This is a genomic window from Agaricicola taiwanensis, from assembly GCF_014635245.1.
In the GTDB taxonomy this organism is placed as follows: Bacteria; Pseudomonadota; Alphaproteobacteria; order Rhizobiales; family Methylopilaceae; genus Agaricicola; species Agaricicola taiwanensis.
The window spans coordinates 755445-777206 of record NZ_BMCP01000002.1 but is presented as its reverse complement, the minus strand read 5'-3'; the positions used below and the strand labels follow the sequence as shown (position 1 = coordinate 777206).

The 21762-nt window shown below is 63.2% G+C and carries 17 protein-coding genes; 13 read left to right on the top strand and 4 right to left on the bottom strand.

Going from position 1 to position 21762, the window contains the following annotated elements; genetic code table 11:
* The first annotated feature begins 68 nt into the window (after window positions 1-68).
* From IEV58_RS11020 to lexA, 11 genes are all read left to right on the top strand, one after another.
* Window positions 69-659 (top strand): ANTAR domain-containing response regulator, encoded by a 591-nt coding sequence (locus IEV58_RS11020; protein WP_188409785.1) that lies wholly within the window; start codon window positions 69-71, stop codon window positions 657-659.
* Between the two features lie 12 nt (window positions 660-671).
* Window positions 672-1937: a CmpA/NrtA family ABC transporter substrate-binding protein gene (locus tag IEV58_RS11015; protein ID WP_188409784.1), complete on the top strand. Its 1266-nt coding sequence runs from the start codon at window positions 672-674 to the stop codon at window positions 1935-1937.
* Window positions 1938-2262: 325 nt separating this feature from the next.
* Window positions 2263-3558, top strand: a complete 1296-nt coding sequence (locus IEV58_RS11010; protein WP_229729361.1) for a CmpA/NrtA family ABC transporter substrate-binding protein — start codon at window positions 2263-2265, stop codon at window positions 3556-3558.
* Window positions 3559-3615: 57 nt separating this feature from the next.
* Window positions 3616-4521, top strand: coding sequence for a nitrate ABC transporter permease (gene ntrB / locus IEV58_RS11005; protein ID WP_188409783.1), 906 nt, complete (start codon window positions 3616-3618; stop codon window positions 4519-4521).
* Window positions 4522-4532: 11 nt separating this feature from the next.
* Window positions 4533-5330 (top strand): ABC transporter ATP-binding protein, encoded by a 798-nt coding sequence (locus tag IEV58_RS11000; protein WP_188409782.1) that lies wholly within the window; start codon window positions 4533-4535, stop codon window positions 5328-5330.
* A gap of 25 nt (window positions 5331-5355) precedes the next feature.
* Complete coding sequence (nirB, locus tag IEV58_RS10995) at window positions 5356-7803, top strand: nitrite reductase large subunit NirB (RefSeq protein WP_188409781.1); 2448 nt, start codon at window positions 5356-5358, stop codon at window positions 7801-7803.
* Complete coding sequence (gene nirD, locus IEV58_RS10990) at window positions 7800-8153, top strand: nitrite reductase small subunit NirD (protein WP_188409780.1); 354 nt, start codon at window positions 7800-7802, stop codon at window positions 8151-8153. Before nirB ends, nirD begins: the two co-directional genes overlap by 4 nt.
* 2 nt (window positions 8154-8155) lie before the next feature.
* A complete protein-coding gene (locus tag IEV58_RS10985) occupies window positions 8156-10903 on the top strand; it encodes a nitrate reductase (RefSeq protein ID WP_188409779.1) in 2748 nt (915 codons plus the stop codon).
* Window positions 10875-12326 carry a siroheme synthase CysG gene (gene cysG, locus IEV58_RS10980; RefSeq protein WP_188409778.1) on the top strand — a complete coding sequence of 484 codons (1452 nt, stop codon included), beginning with the start codon at window positions 10875-10877 and terminating at the stop codon, window positions 12324-12326. Before IEV58_RS10985 ends, cysG begins: the two co-directional genes overlap by 29 nt.
* Entirely contained in the window at window positions 12319-12954 is a 636-nt protein-coding gene (gene mobA, locus IEV58_RS10975) for a molybdenum cofactor guanylyltransferase MobA (protein ID WP_188409777.1), read from the top strand. The genes cysG and mobA overlap by 8 nt, the downstream gene beginning before the upstream one ends.
* A 42-nt stretch (window positions 12955-12996) precedes the next feature.
* Window positions 12997-13704 (top strand): transcriptional repressor LexA, encoded by a 708-nt coding sequence (gene lexA, locus IEV58_RS10970; protein WP_188409776.1) that lies wholly within the window; start codon window positions 12997-12999, stop codon window positions 13702-13704.
* On the opposite strand, the gene IEV58_RS10965 is transcribed toward lexA, so the two are convergent.
* A complete protein-coding gene (locus IEV58_RS10965) occupies window positions 13698-15869 on the bottom strand; it encodes a ComEC/Rec2 family competence protein (protein WP_188409775.1) in 2172 nt (723 codons plus the stop codon). The two genes, lexA and IEV58_RS10965, sit on opposite strands and share 7 nt — an antisense overlap.
* Window positions 15870-16043: 174 nt before the next feature.
* Between IEV58_RS10965 and gltX the strand changes: the two genes are divergently transcribed.
* Window positions 16044-17465, top strand: a complete 1422-nt coding sequence (gltX, locus tag IEV58_RS10960; RefSeq protein WP_188409774.1) for a glutamate--tRNA ligase — start codon at window positions 16044-16046, stop codon at window positions 17463-17465.
* A gap of 143 nt (window positions 17466-17608) precedes the next feature.
* Window positions 17609-18901, top strand: coding sequence for a citrate synthase (gene gltA / locus IEV58_RS10955; protein WP_188409773.1), 1293 nt, complete (start codon window positions 17609-17611; stop codon window positions 18899-18901).
* Window positions 18902-18933: 32 nt separating this feature from the next.
* On the opposite strand, the gene lpxB is transcribed toward gltA, so the two are convergent.
* From lpxB to lpxA, 3 genes are read right to left on the bottom strand one after another with little or no spacing between them, the layout of a single operon-like run.
* Entirely contained in the window at window positions 18934-20088 is a 1155-nt protein-coding gene (gene lpxB / locus IEV58_RS10950; RefSeq protein ID WP_188409772.1) for a lipid-A-disaccharide synthase, read from the bottom strand.
* Between the two features lie 3 nt (window positions 20089-20091).
* Window positions 20092-20952, bottom strand: a complete 861-nt coding sequence (locus tag IEV58_RS10945; protein WP_188409771.1) for an LpxI family protein — start codon at window positions 20950-20952, stop codon at window positions 20092-20094.
* A gap of 3 nt (window positions 20953-20955) precedes the next feature.
* Window positions 20956-21762, bottom strand: a complete 807-nt coding sequence (lpxA, locus tag IEV58_RS10940; RefSeq protein WP_188409770.1) for an acyl-ACP--UDP-N-acetylglucosamine O-acyltransferase — start codon at window positions 21760-21762, stop codon at window positions 20956-20958.

Sequence of the window (21762 nt, the reverse complement as noted above, 5' to 3'; positions counted from 1 at the left end):
TCCGATGCCTGCTGGCATCTGCCTTGCATGGGATACCTGCTGATACAGTGGCGGGTCGGTCCTACCAGATGGCTCCTCCTTTTCTTCGCGTTGCTGTCATCGATGAGAACGCCCTGCGTGCGGCGATTCTGGTCGAGGGGCTTCGTGCGGCCGGACACACGGAAATCGAAGTGATCGCCAGCACGGCGAGCCTGCTGCGCCGCCTGACCGAGATCGATCCTGACGTCATCATCATCGATCTTCAGAATCCCAGCCGCGACGTGCTGGAACAGATGTTTCAGGTGTCGCGTGTTGTCTCGCGCCCCGTGGCCATGTTCGTAGATCAGTCCGACGGCGACATGATCCAGGCCGCGGTGGATGCCGGCGTCTCCGCCTATATCGTCGATGGCCTGCGCATGGAGCGCGTGAAGCCCATCGTCGATATGGCGGTCAGTCGCTTCAACGCTTTTGAGCGCCTGCAGCGCGAGTTGGACACGGCCAAGAGCCAGCTCGAGGAGCGCAAGATCATCGAACGGGCCAAGGGCATCCTCATGAAATCGCGCGGACTGGGCGAGGAAGAGGCCTACGCCCTGATGCGCCAGACCGCCATGAACGAGAAGCGCCGAATGGCTGATATCGCACGCAGCGTGGTCACCGCTGCCGCCTTGCTGGGGCAATAGAGAGGTTCCGCGATGACTGCTCCTGCCACAACATCGGGATTGGCCCGCCCCGCGCAGGTGCGCGGTAATGAAGCCCGTCTGGTGCGTGCTGGTTTCATTCCACTGATCGATATTGCGGTTCTGGTGGCCGCGGTCGAAGTTGGCTTCGCGGCTCGTGAAGGACTCGAGCTGCAACTCATCCGGGACGTCTCCTGGTCCAACATCCGCGACCGCCTCGCCTTCCGCCAGTTCGATGTGGCGCATATGCTCAGCCCAATGGCGGTGGCTTCCGTGCTGGGCATCGGATCCAATCCCTATCCCAGCTTCGCGCCCTTCGCCCTCGGCCGAGGCGGCAATGCCATTACGCTTTCAATCGCGCTCTACAGGGACATGCAAGCAATGTGCGGCCTCAAAGGTGATGAGGACGCACTCACCAATGCTCGCGCTTTAAAGGATGTCATCGACCGGCGCAGGGCTGAAGGCAAGCCGCCGCCAGTCTTCGCCATGACCTACCCATTCTCCTCGCACAACTACGAATTCCGCTTCTGGATGGCGTCGGCCGGCATTCATCCGGATCGCGATGTCATCATGACAGTCGTGCCGCCGCCCCTTACAGCTGATGCGCTGGCCATGGGTGCCATCGATGGCTTTTGCGTCAACGCCCCCTGGAACATCATGGCGGTCGAGAGCGGGGTCGGCCGCATCGTCGCAACCAAGCCCGACATATGGCCGTCGGCGCCGGAAAAAGTGCTGGGCGTGCGGCCGGACTGGGCCGAGGCTAATCCTGAGAGCTTGATGCGATTGATCGTGGCACTGGATGCGGCGGCACGCTGGTGTGACACGCCGGAGAACCATGCGGATCTTGCGGTCATGTTGAGCGGTGAAAACTATGTCGGGGCCTCTCCCCGTATGCTGGAACGCCTGCTGGCGGGCGATTTGACCGTCGATCCGGATGGTCGACATCGCTCAATTCCGGGCTACTTCACCTTCCACGGCCAACACGCGAATTTTCCCTGGCTCAGTCAGGCCCTCTGGACCTACAGCCAGATGGTGCGATGGGGACAGGTCGAGCATCGCGCCGAACAGGCGGCGGTGGCTGCATCGGCCTACCGGCCAGATATTTATCGTGCGGCGCTCGCCGGAGCGGCAATCGCGTTTCCCCCTGCCGACAGCAAGGTGGAGGGCCTCCAGAACGATGGGTTCATCGACGGCCGCATCTTTGATCCCGCGCGTCTCGACGCCTACATCGGGGACTTTAAGCTGAGAACCGAGCCTGGAACGAGCAATACGCCCTTCTGACAATCCGACCTGACGCTGATGCACAAAATTACATCATGCAGTGCACAAACTTTCGTCTTGCGGAAAGAAGCAGCGGCTTCATACTGGAAACAACCTAAAGTGCAGATGTGACGAGACCTTCGCTCGTCCTATCTTAGTAATGATCCGATCAACGGCGATCGGCACCATAGCGGGATTAGTAATCCCGCACGATCGACAACGACGTCGCTCGAACCTGAAGCAGCGAGGCCTTGCTATCTGGCCCGTGTTCTTGGTTCGGCGGCGTTTTTTATTTTCCGGCTGAGGCGGGCGCTCTGAGGGGCGATCCGAACATGAGGGGTGACACGTGGCGACATCGACGACCAAGGGCATGACCCGCCGCAGGTTGCTGCAATCGGCCGCCGGCACCGCCGCCGTGGCTTCGGCCATCAGGCTCGGTTTTCCCAGTGGCGCCTTCGCTCAGGGAGCCGGTCCGGAGACCACCAAGGCGCGGCTCGGTTTCATCGCCCTGACCGATGCCGGTCCGCTGTTCGTCGCCAAGGAAAAGGGCATCTTCGAAAAATACGGCATGCCTGATGTCGAGGTGGTCAAGCAGTCGTCCTGGGGCACGACGCGCGACAACATCGTGTTGGGTTCCGCCGGCAATGGGATTGATGGCGGCCATATCCTCACGCCGATGCCCTACCTCATCACGTCAGGGGCGATGACGCAGAACAATCAGCCGACGCCCATGATGATCCTCTCCCGGCTCAATCTTGCCGGCCAGTGCATTTCGGTCGGCCAGGAATACATCGACCTCAAGCTCGGCACCGATGCGTCTCCCTTCAAGGCGGCTCTGGAGGCGAAGAAGGCGTCCGGCAGGCAAGTGAAGGCGGCCATGACCTTCCCCGGCGGCACCCACGATCTGTGGATCCGCTACTGGCTGGCGGCCGGTGGCATCGATCCCGACAAGGACATTCAGACCATCGTGGTGCCTCCGGCGCAGATGGTCGCCAACATGAAGGTTGGCACCATGGACTGCTTCTGCGTCTGCGAGCCCTGGAATGAGCAGCTGAAGAACCAGGAGATCGGCTATACGGCCCTGACGACGGGCGAACTCTGGAACGGACATCCGGAGAAGGCTTTCGCCCTGCGCGCCGACTATGTCGACAAGAACCCGAGGGCCGCAAAGGCACTGCTGATGGCAGTGATGGAAGCCCAGATGTGGTGCGACAAACACGAGAACAGGGAAGAGCTGGCGGAAATCAGCTCCAAGCGCAACTGGATCAACGCTCCCTACAAGGACGTGGTCGAGCGCATGAAGGGCAACTTCGATTACGGCACCGGCAAGGTGGTCGAGAACAGCCCCTTCGCGATGAAGTACTGGGCCAATAACGCCTCCTATCCCTATCAGAGCCATGACCTCTGGTTCCTGACCGAGGACATCCGCTGGGGCTATCTGAAGGAAAACACCGATACCAAAGCGTTGATCGCGCAGGTCAACCGCGAGGATCTGTGGCGCGAGGCCGCGAAGGAACTGGGTGTGGAGAACATTCCCAGCTCCACCTCACGTGGCAAGGAAACCTTCTTCGATGGGAAGGTCTTCGATCCCGAAAATCCGACCGCCTATCTCGAGAGCCTGGGCATCTCCCGCCTCGCCTAACTGAGGACACCGGCCGGCGGATGCCGCCGGTCTGTCTGCCCCCGCACGGAGAAAAGTATGAGCCAGACCGCACCGATAGGAGCCGATGTGACGCCTCTGCCGACCCCGCCGGTACGCCGCGCCGCAGAGGTCATCGCCTTGCCGAAGCCGGGTGCCGCCCGTCTGCCGAAGCTTAGCGCGCACGCCAACGCCGCCATGGCGAACGTCCTGCCGCCACTCATCACCCTGGTGCTCCTGATCGGCCTGTGGGAGGCGCTCTGCTCCAGCCCCTCCTCCGCCCTGCCGCCGCCCTCACAGGTCATAACCGATACTTGGCAGCTCATCGTCGATCCCTTCTACGACAATGGCGGGAACGACAAGGGCATGGCCTGGCAGCTTCTCGCGAGCCTGAAACGCGTCGCTCTCGGTTACGCGCTGGCAGTGGTCGCCGGCGTGGCCCTGGGGGTGCTCGTCGGCCAGTCGACCTGGGCCATGCGAGGCCTCGATCCGGTGTTCCAGGTGCTGCGGACGGTGCCGCCGCTTGCCTGGCTGCCGCTCTCGCTCGCCGCGTTCCGTGATGGAGAGCCGTCCGCCATTTTCGTGATCTTCATCACCGCCATCTGGCCCATCATCATCAATACCGCCGTCGGCATCCGCAATATTCCGTCCGACTACCGAAACGTGGCGCAGGTTGTGAAGCTCAACGGCCTCGAATACTTCGGAAAGATCATGCTGCCGGCGGCCGCGCCATACATCTTCACCGGCCTGCGCATTGGCATCGGCCTGTCCTGGCTCGCCATCGTGGCGGCCGAGATGCTGATCGGCGGTGTCGGCATCGGCTTCTTCATCTGGGACGCGTGGAACTCGTCCCTCATCAGCGACATCATCCTGGCCCTCGTCTACGTCGGCCTCGTCGGCTTCGTGCTGGATCGGATCGTCGCCTTCATCGGCAGCCGCATCACCCGCGGCGTTGCGGCAGCGTGAGGAGGACGACCATGGCCAAGGCCTATCTCTCCATCGAAGGCATCGACAAGAGCTTCTCGCGCGGCCCCGCGACCACGGAGGTGCTGAAGGATATCTCCCTGACGGTCGACAAGGGCGAATTCATTTCGATCATCGGGCACTCCGGCTGCGGCAAGTCTACGCTGCTGAACATCGTGGCCGGCCTCACTCCGGCGACGTCGGGCGCGGTGCTGCTGGAAGGACAACTGGTCGATGAACCGGGGCCGGATCGCGCGGTGGTCTTCCAGAACCACTCGCTGCTGCCCTGGCTCACCGTCTACGAGAATGTCGCCCTCGGTGTCGATAAGGTGTTCAGGCGCCGGAAAAGCGCTGCCGAGCGCCGCGACTGGACCATGTTCAACCTGGAGCTGGTCCATATGGGCCACGCCAGGGACAAGCGCCCATCGGAAATCTCCGGCGGCATGAAGCAGCGCGTCGGCATCGCGCGGGCGCTCGCCATGGAACCCAAGGTGCTGCTTCTCGACGAACCCTTTGGAGCCTTGGACGCCCTCACCCGTGCCCATCTGCAGGATCAGGTCATGCAGATCCAGGCGACGCTTGAGAACACGGTGATGATGATCACCCATGATGTCGATGAGGCGGTCCTTTTGTCCGATCGCATCGTGATGATGACCAACGGCCCCTCCGCCCGCATCGGCGAAGTGCTCGAGGTTCCGCTTGAGCGTCCCCGCCGCCGGCTCGAACTGGTCAACGACGCCACCTATCTCGCCTGCCGCGCGGCGGTTCTGAAGTTCCTCTACGAGCGCAATCGCTTCGTGGAAGCTGCCTGACGGCTCAAGTCCGGGGAGGATGAACATGACTGAAAAACTGGTCGTCATCGGCAACGGCATGGCCTCGGGCCGCGCCCTGGAGCATCTCTTCGAAAGCGCTCCGGGCCGCTATCAGGTCACCGTCTTCAGCGCCGAGCCGCGCGTCAATTACAATCGGATCCTGCTTTCGCCGGTGCTCTCCGGCGAGAAGACCTTCGACGAAATCGTCACCCACCCGGAAGCCTGGTATGACCAGCACGAGGTGACGCTCGTTCGCGGCCAAACCATCACGACCATCGACCGCACCCGCAAGATCGTGGAAACGGCCGATGGCGTCGTCGCCCCTTACGACAAGCTGCTGATCGCGACTGGCTCGTCTCCCATCATGATCCCGGTGCCGGGCAAGGACCTTCCCGGCGTCATCGCTTATCGCGATCTCGACGACGTGGACCGCATGCTCGCCGCCGCCGAGAAAGGCGGCCGCGCGGTTGTCATCGGCGGCGGACTGCTGGGGCTTGAAGCGGCAGCCGGCCTCAAGATGCGGGGCATGGATGTGACGGTGATCCATCTTGCCGCCACGCTCATGGAGCGCCAGCTCGATCCTGCCGCCGGCTATCTTCTGGAGCAGGAGATGCGTCGCCGCGGCATCGATGTGGTGACGCGGGCCAACACCAAGGCCATTCATGGCGACGGCCATGTCCAGGCCCTGGAGCTGGAGGATGGCACCCGGATCGACTGCGATCTCGTCGTCATGGCCGTGGGCATCCGCCCTCACGCGGCGCTTGCCAAGTCAGCAGGCCTCGATGTGAACCGTGGCGTCGTCGTCGACGACCGGATGCTGACCAGCGACCCTGATATTCTTGCTGTGGGTGAATGCGTTGAGCACCGCGGCCAGTGCTACGGTCTCGTGGCGCCGCTTTACGAGATGGCCAAGGTGGTTGCCGCGACCTTGAGCAATGCCGAGGCGGAATATACCGGCTCCGTCACCTCCACCAAGCTGAAGGTCACAGGTGTCGACCTCTTCTCGGCGGGCGATTTCGCCGAAGCCAAGGACCGCGAGGAGATCGTTTTTCGCGACGCGGCGCGCGGTGTCTACAAGCGGATTGTGCTGAAGGACAACAAGATCCTCGGCGCGGTTCTCTACGGAGAAACCTCCGACGGAGGATATTTCTTCGATCTCCTTCGACAGGAAGCGGATGTCGCGGCCGATCGCGACACGCTGATCTTTGGCCGTTCTTTCGCCGGGGGCGCCCCCCTGGACCCTACGGCGGCCGTTGCAGCCTTGCCGGATAGTGCTGAGATCTGCGGCTGCAACGGCGTTTGCAAAGGTGCCATCGTCGAGGCCATCGGCGCCAAGGGCGTCACCGATCTTGATGGTGTACGCGCCCACACCAAGGCTTCCGCGTCCTGCGGCTCCTGCACCGGCCTTGTCGAACAGGTGCTGGCCCTGACCTTGGGCGATGCCTTCGAAGCCAAGGCGGTGACGCCCATGTGCACCTGCACCGATCTGTCCCACGCCGATGTGCGGCGCCTGATCGTGGTGAGGAGGCTGAAGTCAATTCCCGCGTTGATGCAGGAGCTTGAATGGAAAAGTTCATGCGGCTGCGCAAGATGCCGCCCGGCCCTCAACTATTATATGATCGCGACCTGGCCCGATGAGGCAGCCGACGATTACCGCTCGCGTTTCGTCAATGAACGCGTTCACGCCAACATCCAGAAGGACGGCACCTACTCGGTCGTGCCACGCATGTGGGGCGGCGTCACCACGGCGGCGGAACTGCGCGCCATTGCCGATGTTGCCGATAAATTTGCCATTCCCACGGTGAAGGTCACCGGCGGCCAGCGCATCGATCTTCTCGGCGTGCGCAAGGAGGACCTGCCCGCCGTCTGGGCGGATCTCAACGACGCAGGCATGGTGTCCGGCCACGCCTATGCCAAGGGCGTGCGCACCGTGAAGACCTGCGTCGGCACTGATTGGTGCCGCTTTGGCACGCAGGATTCCACCGGCCTCGGTGTCAAGCTGGAGAAGGCCATGTGGGGTTCATGGACCCCCGCCAAGGTAAAAATGGCGGTGTCGGGCTGCCCACGGAACTGCGCCGAGGCAACCTGCAAGGACTTCGGCGTGATCTGCACCGATGCGGGCTATGAGCTGCATTTTGCCGGTGCGGCGGGGCTCGACATCAAGGGTACCGAGGTCCTGTGCCGGGTCAAGACCGAGCAGGAAGCCATCGATCACGGCATCGCTCTGCTCCAGCTCTATCGCGAGCAGGGCTTCTACCTCGAGCGCATCTACAAATGGGCCAAGCGCGTCGGCATGGACGAAATCCGCCGTCGCATCGCCGAGGATGAAACCGGCCGCACCGCATTGGTGGAGCGTTTCCTCCATTCCCAAAAGCTGTTCCAGACCGACCCCTGGGCGGAGCGCGTTGCCGGCCACGATGCCCACGAGTTCGCCCCGCTTGTCACGATCCCCGCCATGGAGGCCGCCGAATGAACGCTCCTGCCACCATCCGTACCACCATCGGCCGCATTGACGACATCCCGCGTGAAGGCGCGCGCATGGTCCGTGCCGGTCCCATGGAGATCGCGATTTTCCGCACTGTCGCCGACGAAATCTATGCCATCGACAACCGCTGTCCGCATCGCGGCGGCCCGCTGTCTGAGGGCATCGTCCATGGCGGCTTTGTCACCTGCCCCCTGCACAACTGGGTGATCGACCTGAAGACCGGCCTTGCGCAGGGCGCGGATGAGGGCTGCGTTCGCACCATCGCCACCTATGTGGATGCCGATGGGCGGCTCTCGCTCGATCTTCCCGTCAGTATAGCGGCAAACGTGGCAGCCTGATCATGGACGACCGTCCGTCTCACGGGGAAGGTTTGCTTTCTGCGCCCGCAGGACTCGACCTTGCCCTGGTGGACGCGACCGGGACGCCGGAAAGGTCCGTTCCTGACGCAGTGCGGACCACCTGCCCCTATTGCGGCGTTGGTTGCGGCGTGACCGCCTCGGTTGATGGCACAGGTCTCGCGTCCGTCAAGGGCGATGCCTCCCATCCCTCGAATTTCGGAAGGCTGTGCTCAAAGGGCTCGGCCCTTGCTGAAACGCTCTCCCTCGATGACCGCGTCTTGCACCCTCGGATCGACGGCCGTACCGCGGATTGGGACGAAGCTCTCGATCTGGTCGCGGCGAAATTCCGATCAACCATCGCCGAACATGGACCCGACGCAGTTGCTTTTTACGTGTCCGGCCAGCTCCTTACAGAGGATTATTACGTCGCCAACAAGCTGATGAAGGGCTTCATCGGCTCCGGCAATATCGACACCAACTCGCGCCTCTGCATGGCCTCCTCGGTAGCGGGGCACCGCCGCGCGTTCGGCGCCGATACGGTGCCGGGCACCTATGAGGATCTTGAGCTCACCGACCTCGCGGTGCTGGTGGGTTCCAACCTTGCCTGGTGCCATCCGGTCCTGTTCCAGCGCCTCCTGGCGGCGAAGGCCGCCCGGCCGGACATGAAGATCGTCGTCGTCGACCCCCGCCGCACGGCCACCGCGGAGGCCGCCGATCTTTTCCTCCCCATCGCGCCCAACGGAGACGTCGCCCTCTTCAACGGTCTGCTCAGCCATCTCGCGCGGGAAGGCAAGGCCGATGCGGGTTTTGTCAGCGCCCATACCTCAGGGTTGGATGACGCTCTGGCGGCCTCGGCAGCCGACATCGAAATAACAGCCGCCGGCACCGGCCTTTCGACCGCGGACATCGCCACCTTCTTCCAGCTCTTCGCGGCGACGGAGAAGGTCGTCACCGTCTACTCGCAAGGGGTCAATCAATCGGTATCCGGCACCGACAAGGTCAATGCCATGATCAACTGCCACCTCTTCACGGGGCGGATCGGAAGACCCGGCATGGGGCCCTTTTCGGTGACGGGCCAGCCCAATGCTATGGGCGGCCGCGAGGTCGGCGGGCTCGCCAATCAGCTCGCCGCTCACATGGATTTCGACGAGATCGCCCGGGATCGCGTGGCCCGGTTTTGGGGCACCGATCGGCTCGCGTCACGGCCAGGTCTCAAGGCGGTCGACCTTTTCGAAGCCGTAGGCGACGGACGCGTCAAGGCCATCTGGATCATGGGCACCAATCCCGTGGTCAGCATGCCCGCCGCCAACCGCGTCCGGGATGCTCTTGCGCGCTGCCCTTTCGTGGTGGTCTCCGATGTGGTTTCGGGAGCCGATACGGCCGCCCTCGCCCATGTGCTTCTGCCCGCCGCTGCTTGGGGCGAGAAGGACGGCACCGTGACCAACTCCGAACGCCGCATCTCCAGGCAGCGCCCCTTCCTGCCGCTGCCCGGAGATGCCAGGTCCGACTGGTGGATCATGACGCAGGTGGCCCAGCGTCTCGGCTTCAAAAAAGCCTTCGCTTATGAAGGGCCTGCCGACATTTTCCGGGAGCATGCCGCGCTGTCGGCCTTCGAGAATGACGGCACACGCGATTTCGACATCGGGGCCTTCGAGAACGTCACCAACACCGATTACGAGGCCCTGGAGCCTTTTCAATGGCCAGCGCCCAAGGGCGGAAATCCGCCCACCCACGATGGCCGGTTCTTCGCGACAGGACGCTTCTACACGTCCGATACGCGCGCTCGTTTCATTCCGACGCCGGTTCAAGCCAAACAGGATTACAGCGGCCTTCGCCTCAACACCGGCCGCATTCGAGATCAATGGCACACCATGACGCGGACGGGCAAAACCCCGCGACTGGCGAGTCACATCGCCGAACCCTTTGCCGAACTTCATCCCTCCGACGCGTCGCAGCTCGGCGTGACACCCGCAGGACTGGTTCAGATCACCAGCGCCCATGGAGCGGCAGTCGCGCGGGCCCTCGTCACCGATCGCCAGCAGCCCGGATCGGTGTTCGTCCCCATGCACTGGACAACGGAATATGCCCCCGCGGCCCGGATCGACGCGGCTGTTTCTCCCGCAGTCGACCCTGTGTCCGGCCAACCCGGCCTGAAACTGACGGATGTCGCAGTAACCCCTTTTGCCGTTGCCTGGTACGGCTTCGCGGCCTCGCGCGGAAAGCCGGTCCTGTCAGATCTTCCCTATGCGGCTGCCGCCCGGGCCAAGGGCGGCTGGCGCCTGGAATGCGCCGGTAGCGACACGCCCGATGATTGGACAGGCTATGTCACGACGCTGCTGGGCCTGCCGAAGGACGCGGAGGTCGTGTCTTATCAGGATGCTGCCGGCCGCTCCTTCCGCTTCGCCGCTTTCCATGACGGCCGGCTGGCGGGGGCATTCTTCGCCGCGCCCGAGCCTGTTGCGGTGTCTCGGAACTGGATCGCCGATCGGCTGGATGATGCCTCCTTTGATGGGCACGGCCGGATGAGTCTCCTGGCGGGCCGCGCCGGTGCCCATGCGCCCGATCAAGGCGCGACGGTCTGTTCCTGCTTCGACGTGGGCGTGAACACCATCATCGCGGCGATCAGTTCGGGCGCCGCGGTCACGGTGGAGGCTATCGGCGTGTGTTTGAAGGCGGGCACCAACTGCGGCTCCTGCCGTCCGGAAATCAAAAGGCTCTGTGATGGACACCACCTTCAGAAAACCGGCTGAGGCCGCACCCGCCCGCATGGGCCCTCTGGCTGTCCTTCCTGTTTTTCTCACGCTGGAAGGCCGCAGGGTATTGGTTGCCGGCGGCAGCGATGCCGCGGCCTGGAAGGCGGAGCTCACCGCCGCTGCCGGCGCCAGGGTCGAGGTCTTTGCCGCCGGGCCCGGCCAAGTCATGGCCAAGCTGGAAGAGGCCGGCACCCTACGCATCATTCGCCGGAACTGGACCGAAGCCGACATTGACGGCGCTGCGATCGCCATCTGCGACGCCGAAGATGAGGCGGAGGCCGCCGCATTTGCCGCAGCAGCATGTACCGTGGGTGCGCGTTGGAACGTGATCGACAAGCCGGATTTCTGCGACTTCCAGTTCGGCTCCATCGTGAACCGCTCGCCGGTCGTGATCGGTATTTCAACGGCGGGGGCAGCTCCGATCATCGGCCAGAACCTGCGCCGCCGCATCGAGGCCATGCTGCCGCAAACGCTCTCTACCTGGGCCGCCCTTGCCCTGCGCATCCGGCAGCGAACGCTTGATCTCTTGAAGCCGGGCGCCGAGCGTCGTCTATTCTGGGAACGCTTCTCCGATCTCGCTTTTTCCCGCACCGTCGCTGATGAAGCCTCGGCCGAAGCCCTGATCATGGCGGCACAGGCCAGCGCGAAGGCGCCGGGGCACGTCACCATTGTCGGCGCCGGCCCCGGCGATGCGGAATATCTCACCATCAAAGCCATGCGGGCGCTTCAGGCCGCGGACGTCATCCTTTTCGACGACCTTGTGTCAACCGAGGTACTGGAACTGGCGCGGCGGGAGGCCAAGCGCATGATGGTGGGCAAGCGCGGCGGCAAACTCTCCTGCCGCCAGGACGACATCAACGCGCTGATGGTGCGCGCGGCGCTGGCGGGCAAGCATGTGGTGCGGCTGAAGTCGGGTGATCCGATGATCTTCGGTCGCGCCGGCGAAGAGATCGCTGAGCTGTCCGCGGCCGGCATCCCTGTTGATGTGGTTCCTGGGATCAGTGCGGCTTTCGGGCTTGCCGCCCGCCTTGGCGTGTCTCTGACCCATCGGGATCACGCGCAATCGGTCCGCTTCGTCACGGGGCACGCCCGCGACGGCAGCCTGCCCAAGAACCTAGACTGGAAGGGACTGGCCGATCCCGCCACAACGCTGGTGGTTTATATGGGCGCGGGTACTTCCAGGCTGCTGGCTTCCCGGCTGATAGCCGAGGGCCTTTCGGGAGGGACTCCCGTTGTCGTGGCGGAAGCTGTGTCACGGCCGGAAGAAGCCATCCGCGCGATGACGCTTGGAGCACTTGCCGAACAAGGAGCAGCCCTGGGCGCGGCGCCGGTCCTGATCGGCATTGGTCGCTGTTTTGCCGAAGCCCGAGCTGCGAGCCGGGGCGAAGCAGCCCTGCAGATCTTCAGCCACTGTGCCTGACACCGGCATCACCGGCGTCATCCTGGCCGGCGGCAAGTCCCGGCGCATGGGCATGGAAAAAAGCCTCGCGATTCTCGAAGGGCGGCCCCTCGTAGAGCACGTGGGGACACGTCTGAGGCCGCAGGTCTCTCGGCTTGTTCTGAACGCCAACGGCGTGGCCTCCCGGTTCGGGAATTGGGACCTTCCCATGGTGACCGATGATGCACTCGGCGATCGAGGTCCGCTGGCCGGTGTCCTCGCCGGCCTTGCCTGGGCGAGAGGGTCGGCACCGGGTGGGCAGGCGATCGTGACCACTCCGGCCGATACACCCTTTATTCCTCGCGATCTCGTGACCCGTCTCGCGGCCGGATGGGATGGAGAGGGAATCATTATCGCCGCATCGCGCGGCAGAGTGCATCCGGTGGTCGCAATGTGGCCCATGAGTGTTGAAGCCGACCTGCGGCGTGATCTGGCGAAGGGCGCGCTGTCCGTTGGCGGATGGGCGCTGAGCCGGCGTCATGAAGTCGTTGAGTTTGCGGATGTTGCAGGCATTGACCCCTTCTTCAACATCAACAGTCCGGCTGATCTGCTTTCGGCAACGGTGGCATCGGCATATATTTCGGTTGCGGAACACAGCGGGAACAGCTAGAAATGTTCTTGATTTGTTTTCCCTGCGGAGCGCCGCCGTTTCATGCTTACACGCAAGCAGCACGAACTTCTTCGGTTCATCAATGAGCGTCTGAAGGAAACGGGCGTTCCTCCCTCCTTCGACGAGATGAAGGAGGCACTGGATCTGCGCTCGAAATCGGGAATCCATCGCCTGATCACCGCGCTGGAAGAGCGTGGTTTCATCCGGCGCCTGCCGAACCGGGCGCGCGCGTTGGAGGTGATCAAGCTGCCGGATTCGGTATCGCAAGGTTTGGGCCGCTCGACGCCGCGATTCCAGCCCAATGTCATCGATGGCGATCTGGCCGGCACACCTAAGAAACCAGAACCGGCCGTGGATCTGGACACGCAGGCCATTTCGATCCCCGTCATGGGCCGTATCGCAGCTGGTACCCCGATCTCGGCGATCCAGACCAGCAGCCACAGCGTCAGTGTTCCGCCCGACATTCTGACTAAAGGCGAGCACTATGCCCTGGAGGTCAGGGGCGACTCCATGATCGAGGCCGGTATCCTCGATGGCGATACAGTGGTCATTCGCAAGACCCAGAGCGCGGATTCCGGCGACATCGTCGTGGCATTGATCGATGACGAGGAAGCGACGCTTAAACGGCTGCGACGTAAAGGCGGCTCGGTGGCGCTGGAGGCCGCCAATCCAGCCTATGAAACCCGTATTTTCGGGCCGGATCGGGTGACCATTCAGGGAAAGCTCGTCGGTCTCATCCGCCGTTATTGAGCGATCCCGTCATAGGGGTCCTGGGAGCCGCCCTCTACGCGTGTGTCATCCTCCTGCGGTTCCACAAACAAGGGGCTACGGACGCGGGGACGGTTGAACCAGTAACGCTCTTCATGGGGCTCCCGCGCCGATCGCAGCAGAAACTTTCCATCATCCAAGGTGAGCGCAATGGCGCCGCGTGATGCCAGATCCCGCGCATCGATGACCGTGGTCATCGCGCGGCATTCCGGCGGCGCGACCAGCCGTGTCACAATGAGGTCCGCCCTGGCGCAATCGGTCTTCAGCGCCTGATAGGTCCAGGCCAGCACCGCCGCACGGCCATCAGGAAGCGTGAGCCGGCAAGCGGTTCGATCGCATGAGACATCCGAGGTGATATGGCGATCTGAGATTTTGCGCGCGTCGCCATCAGCGGCAAGCCAGCTTTCCCCAGCGAAACGGGCAAAGCGGATGCCGGTGATGCGCAGGTCACCATCGGGATGGCGAACGGCCATCGCCCGTCCCTCCGGTTCGATATAGATGTCGGGCTTGGTGCTGAACGTCAGCGCGACGAAGGCCGCCACGAGCGGAAGAGCGGCCAGCCAGCGCAGCAGGGTCCTCCACAGGCACAGCCAGATCAGGGCGGCGATCATCAGCAGGAAGGGAATGCTGCCGAAGGCAGAGGTATGAACCGCGGCGCCGGGCAATCCCGCCACGACATCGGCCACCTTGATCATGCCATCAACACCCCAGCCCATGATCTGCCACGCCGGGGCATCGAGCCTGAAGGGCGTGAGGGCAAGGCCGATCACCGCGAACGGCATGATGAGAATGCTGACGATCGGCAAGGCTGCGAGGTTTGCCAGCAAGGAATAGATGCCGCTGCGCTGGAAATAGAAGGCCCCGAAGGGCGCGGTTGCCAATCCTGCGACGAGCGTCGTCACCGCGGTCGTTGCGAGCGCCAGCACCAGATAACGCGTGACCCCCGACCGCTCGCGGCGTTCTTCACGCTGGTGATGGCGATGCTTCCAGTGATCGTAGAGGGCGACGAGCGCAAGCACGGCGGCAAAGGACATCTGGAAGCTGATGGAGAGCAGAACCTCCGGCATCAGTATCATCAGAGCCAAGGCCGCAAGAGCAACGGATCTCAGCGAGATGGCCGCGCGATCAAGCACGATCGCGAGAAAGGCGATCGCCGCCATCAGGAACGACCGTTGCGCCGCGATCTCGGCACCCGCCAGCAGCAGATAGCCATAGGCAGCGAAAATGGCGGCAACGGCGGCCCACTTCTTGATGGGGTGGCGCAGCGGGATCGGCGTCCAGAGCACCAGTGACAGCCTCAGCGCCCAGAAAACAGCACCGGCAAAGAGCGCCATATGCAGCCCGGAGATAGAGAGGACATGGGAGAGGCCGGCGACACGCATGTCCTCGTTGATGCTTTCAGGAATAGCGCCTCGTTCTCCCACCACGAGCGAGACCGCGATGGCTCCGGCGGCGCCCGAGACAGCGGCCTTGATGCGCTCTGCAATGGCACCTCGCGTTTCCGTCACGGCCTTGTCAAAAGCAAGACCCAGGGGAAGTGCAGCTGCTCTGTCGACGATGCGCGGCGGCCCTTCGGTGAGACCCACGGCACCGATCCTCAGGAAGAAGGCATCTCTGCTCCAGTCATAGCCGCCCGGCCGCACCGCTCCAGGCGGAGGCCGCCAGAGGCCATCGACAGCGATCCGTGCCCCGACAGGCGGCTCCGATCCTTTGCGGCTGACGATGGCACGCAGTTTGACAGGAGCGGAGACGCGGGCGCGGCTGTCGAAGCGCTCAACCGCAATCAGTATCCTGTATCCGCGGGCCCGTGGCTCGACGTGCTCCACGAGGCCCGTGACGGTTGCCCTCGCCGGTCGCTCCAGAATTGGCGCTTTGACGTTTTCCGTCCGGATCGCAGCGCTGGTGAAGCCGAACGCAATCAAGGCGGCCCCGATCAGAACCGGGCCGGAAAACTCACGCCGCCGGGCGAGAAAGGCTGCCGCCGCCAACATGCCGCTCAAGGTGGCTGACAGGAACCCGTTGGGATTTTGGCCGGCGCCGAAGAAGAGCAGCACGCCGCAGCCGAACAGCACCGGGAGCCAGAGAAACAGACGTCCCCACTCACGTTCCTCAGCCAGAAGATCGGCAAAACGCGGCCACGGCCGCACACGAGCGGCAAACCGGCGGCGCGTTGCCGCCGCCGCCAGCGCTTTCGCCCGTGATTGTGATGCAGGCCGTTCGATTGACAGCGCTTGTCCCCCGTTTCTCCCCGTCGCGGGCCATGATACAGGAGGCACCGCATGTGCGTCAGCAGCCGAAAATCTGAAGTGGTCTCAAGTTCTATGTCTGAAACCGTCGTTACTCGTTTTGCCCCCTCGCCCACTGGCTTCCTCCATATCGGTGGTGCCCGCACGGCGCTGTTCAACTGGCTGTTCGCCAAGGCCAAGGGCGGCAAGATGCTGCTGCGCATTGAGGATACCGATCGCGCGCGGTCCACGGAGGAGGCCATTGCCGCGATCATGGACGGGCTGGATTGGCTCGGCCTCAAGTGGGATGACGAGCCCGTGTTCCAGTTCTCTCGAGCCGAGCGCCATCGCGCCGTGGTGGAGGAGATGCTGTCGGCAGGTCGCGCTTATCGCTGCTATGCGACACCGGAGGAACTCGATCAAATGCGCCAGCAGGCGCAGGCTGAAGGTCGTCCCCCGCGCTATGACGGTCGCTGGCGGGATCGTGATCCGTCCGAAGCACCGGCAGGCCGCGCACCCGCCATCCGCCTGAAGGCGCCGCGCGAGGGCGAAACCACGGTGGAAGACGCCGTGCAGGGGCACGTCGTCTTTCCAAATGCCGATCTCGACGATCTTGTGCTGCTGCGTTCCGATGGCACCCCGACCTATATGCTGGCGGTCGTTGTCGACGATCACGACATGGGCGTCACGCATGTCATCCGCGGGGTAGATCATCTGACCAACGCGGCCCGGCAAATGCAGATCTATGCGGCGTTGGACTGGCCCGTGCCTGAGATGGCGCATATTCCTCTGATCCACGGACCCGACGGGGCCAAGCTCTCCAAGCGTCACGGCGCTCTAGGCGTCGAGGCTTACCGTGCGATGGGGTATCTGCCCCAGGCGCTGCGAAACTATCTCGTGCGCCTTGGCTGGAGCGCCGGTGACAAGGAAATCTTCTCCACCGACGAGATGATCTCACTGTTCGAGCTGGATGGCATCGGTAAGTCAGCCGCGCGGTTTGACTTCGCCAAGCTGGAGAACGTCAACGGCCAATACATGCGGTCGATGGACAACGCGGATCTCCTCGCGGAATTCCGGAAGGCCCTGCCCTATCTTCCAGGCGGTGCGGACGCCGAAGCCCGGCTCGACGCAGGTCTGTGGCCGGTCTTCGAGCGACTTCTGCCGGCATTGAAGGAGCGCGCCAAGACCTTGGTCGAATTGCTGGAGAGCATGGAGTTCCTTTTCACACCGCGTCCCCTGTCGTTCGATGAAAAAGCCAGCGGCATGCTGACGCCGGAGGCACGAGCGCTCATGGCCGAACTCGGCGCCAATCTGGTTGCTCTACCGAACTTTTCCGCAGCATCGGTGGAACGTGAAGTGCGCGCTTTCGCCGAGCGCAAAGGCGTGAAGCTCGGCCAGGTCGCTCAACCTCTGCGTGCCGCCTTGACCGGGCGGGCCGTTTCGCCGCCGATCTTTGATGTGCTGGAGGCACTGGGGCGCGATGAAAGCCTTGCGCGACTTGCGGATTTGAACGCCTGACATCCGCACTTCGTCTTGCGGTGCTCTACCGTTTCAGATACGCCAGTCCTACCTACTTTCCCCGGGGTTGGGCGCCTTGTGACCACAGGCGCCTGTTCTTGCCGCAGCCCCAGCGGGAACTTCCAACATGGGGTTTCTGAACCATGACTGATAATAAAGGCACACTTATCGTCGACAACAAATCATTCGAATTCGACATTCGTAAGGGATCTGTTGGTCCCGATGTTGTCGATATCTCGTCGCTCTATGGCGACACGGGCATGTTTACCTATGATCCGGGCTTCACGTCGACCGCCAGCTGCGAATCCAAGATCACCTATATTGACGGCGATGCCGGCATCCTGAACTACCGCGGCTATCCCATCGAACAGCTCGCCGAGCACGGTGATTTCCTCGAGACCTGCTACCTTCTGCTCTACGGCGATCTGCCGACGCCGGCACAGAAGGCTGACTTCGACTACCGCGTCACGCGCCACACGATGGTGCACGAGCAGATGACGCGCTTCTTCACCGGCTTCCGCCGTGACGCGCATCCCATGGCGGTGATCGTCGGCTGCGTCGGCGCCCTCTCGGCCTTCTATCACGACTCGACCGATATCACTGATCCCATGGCCCGTGAGATCGCCTCCATTCGCATGATTGCGAAGGTGCCGACGCTCGCCGCCATGGCGTATAAATATTCGATCGGCCAGCCCTTCGTTTATCCTCGCAATGACCTCGATTATGCGGCGAACTTCCTGCACATGTGTTTCGCCGTGCCCTGCGAGGAGTTCAAGCCGAACCCGGTGCTTGCCCGGGCACTGGACCGCATCTTCATCCTGCACGCCGATCATGAGCAGAACGCATCGACCTCGACCGTGCGTCTCGCAGGCTCCTCTGGCGCCAATCCCTTCGCCTGCATCGCCGCCGGCATCGCCTGTCTCTGGGGGCCCGCGCATGGCGGTGCCAACGAGGCGGCCCTGCAGATGCTGCAGGAGATCGGCACGCCTGACCGCATTCCGGAATATGTGGCCAAGGCCAAGGACAAAAACGATCCGTTCCGCCTGATGGGCTTCGGACACCGTGTCTACAAGAACTACGACCCGCGCGCCAAGATCATGCAGAAAACCTGCCATGAGGTCTTGAGCGAGATGGGGATCAAGGACGATCCGCTTCTCGATGTTGCTATCGAACTCGAGCGTTTCGCGCTCAAGGACGAGTACTTCATCGAGAAGAAGCTCTATCCGAATATCGATTTTTATTCGGGCATCACCCTCAAGGCGATGGGCTTCCCCACCTCGATGTTCACGGCCCTCTTTGCGCTTGCCCGCACCGTGGGCTGGATCGCGCAGTGGAAGGAAATGATCGAGGATCCGAGCCAGCGCATCGGCCGCCCTCGTCAGCTCTACACCGGTCACGCCAAGCGCGACTACGTGAGCATCGCTCAGCGCCGCTGAGCTTGAATTTCGGATAAATGAGAACGGGGCGCTCAGCGCCCCGTTTTTTCATGCAGTACTTCAAGCACGATCCGAGCCGATCGCTGCGACGGCGTTTCGTCACCAGTTTCCATCTTCAGCCGAAGCGTCTTAAAGGCCTCCACCTGATGCTGCCGTTTCGGTGTCTCGGCGATGATCTGGGTCAGGGCGGGCGCCAGGATTTCCGGCCGACACGGGCCGTGCAGGAATTCCGGTATCGCGTTTTCGCCCAGGATCAGATTGGGCAGGACAATCGAGGGCACGCGCACGAGCGGCACAAAGAGCGACTCGAAGGGCGGTACGCGGTAACCCACGATCATGGGCACACCAGCCAGCGCCAGCTCCAGCGAGGACGTTCCCGAACAGACCAGCGCCGCCCGAGCTCGGCGGAACTCCGCGAATTTCTCATCGTCTCCCAGCACGAGACGAACCGGCTGATCCCAACCGGCGACCTCGTCCCGCAGCCAGTCCTGCAACGCGGGAACCGTCGGCATGATGATCTCCCGCGTGCCGGCGATCCGCTGGATCGTGGCGCGAAAGACCGGCAGCATACGCTCGGCGACCGAGCGGCGGCTGCCTGGAAGCACCAGAAGCGGCCCATCCGAAGCATTGCGCTCGGCAAGTTCCGCCTGGTTGGGCGTGAGAGCATCGAGCCGCTCGGTCAGAGGGTGTCCGACATAGGTGCAAGGCGGACCCCCGAGCTTGCGATGGACCTCAGGCTCGAACGGCAGGAGCGCCAGGATATGGTCGACATAGGCTCGCATCTTCCTGGCGCGTCCTGATCGCCAGGCCCAGACCGAGGGCGAGACATAATCAACGATCGGCAGGTCCGGCAGCCGGCGGCGCACGCGTTTTGCGACGGCATGGGTGAAATCAGGACTGTCGATGATCACAAGGATATCCGGATCTTCCCGCACAATGGCGTCGACCGCGCCATGGACGCGCCGGATAATGGTTGGAAGACGCCCAATTACGGCGGTGACGCCCATGACGGCAACATCGTGCAAGGGAAAGAGGCTTTCCATCCCTTCTTCGGTCATGCGCCGACCGCCTACCCCGCTGAAGGCAACGTCGGTTCCAGCACTGGCTTTCAAGGCGTGCATGAGCTTGAAACCGAGCTGATCTCCCGATTCCTCGCCGACGACGATTGCGATTTTCAGCCCTGTCATCGCTCAGCTCCGATCAAGGCCACGAGCCTTTGAGGGCATGCCATAAAGGAACAGGCCACCCTCGTCGGCGGCGCGCACCGTTGATGCCCGGTCGGCGATCAGCACGCCCTGGGCGGCAATGGCGATTCCCGCAAGCTGGGCTTCAAGCGCTTTCTCGATGGTTCGGACGCCGATCGTCGGCAGATCGACCTTCATGTTCTGGCCCCGCTTCGGCGCTTTGACCAGAACGCCGATGCGGCCCTTGACACGCAGCCGGCCGGACGCCCGCAACGCCGCGACCCGCTCGAGCATGGCGTCCGTTCCCTCAATGCCTTCCACGGCGATCGCGCGCCCGTCCATGACCACGGCACCCTGCCCCACATCAAAAGGGGCAAGGGCTGTCAGAAGATCGGCGCCATAGGTAATCAATCGCTCGGCGCTGGCGTCCACGGGGACGGCGCCAAGGCGTCCCTCCCGCGCGGCGAGGTCGGGCGCGACATCAAGAATGCCATGCACCCGATAGCCCCGAGCCTCCAGGAAGCTCACGATCCCGCCAAGAACACCGTCGTCGCCGCCCTTCAGAAGCCGTGTCAGATCCGGCAGACTGGACAGGGCGCCGATATCGAATTTGATCTCGCTCATGTGGGGACGGGTGACCGCGCCGACGATGACGAGATCCTGACACTCCCAGGCGTGAAGCTGCTTGTACAGCTTGCCGAGCTCTCCGAGCTTCACCCAGACATGCGGGAAACGCTCGATCTCCGGGTCCGCTGACCCCGCGATGCCGACAAGGCGGACATGGTACCCGTTTGCCGTGGCAGCCTCTGCCACTTCAAGGGGAAAGCGGCCCGCCCCCGCGACGATAGCCAGCGGTCCGGCCGGCATGGGTCAATCCGCCATGTCGGCGTTGTTTGATGGCATGCAGAGCTGGCGGTCGCGACCGGCATTGATGAAATCAAGAATTTCCTCGACCAGCGGCTGCCCGGCATAGCTCTTCGCCACGTCCTCTGCCCGCTCCTTCAGTGTGCCCTCGTTGGCGAAGAGCAACCGATAGGCCTGGCGAAGCCCGTGAATGGCTTCACGGGAAAACCCACGGCGCTTCAGGCCGACGATGTTGAGACCAGTCAGTTTAGCCCGATTGCCCAGCACCATGCCGTAGGGAATGACATCGGCTGCGATCGCGCTCATACCGCCGGCAAAGGCATGCGCCCCAATTCGGACGAACTGGTGGAGGCCGGACCCGCCGCCGATGATAGCGTGTTCGCCGATCACGCAATGGCCGGCGACCATCGCGCCGTTCACCAGCACGACGTGGTTGCCCACCATGCAATCGTGGGCGATATGCGCACCCGCCAGCAGCGAGACATGATCTCCAAGCCGCGTCACCCCGCCGCCGCCCTCGGTGCCGGGATTGATAGTGACGTTCTCCCGGATGGTGACATGGTCGCCGATTTCAAGTCGGGTCTTCTCGCCCTTGTATTTCAGGTCTTGGGGAGCATTCCCGACCGAGGCAAAGGGGAAAATGCGGGCGTGCGCGCCGATGGTGGTATTGCCCGCGACGGAGACGTGTGAATGCAAAATGCTTCCGTCGCCGAGAACGACTTCCGGTCCCACCACGCAGAATGCACCGATCTCGACATCAGCGCCGAGTTGTGCGCCGGGCTCGATGATCGCCGTGTGATGAATTCTCGACAT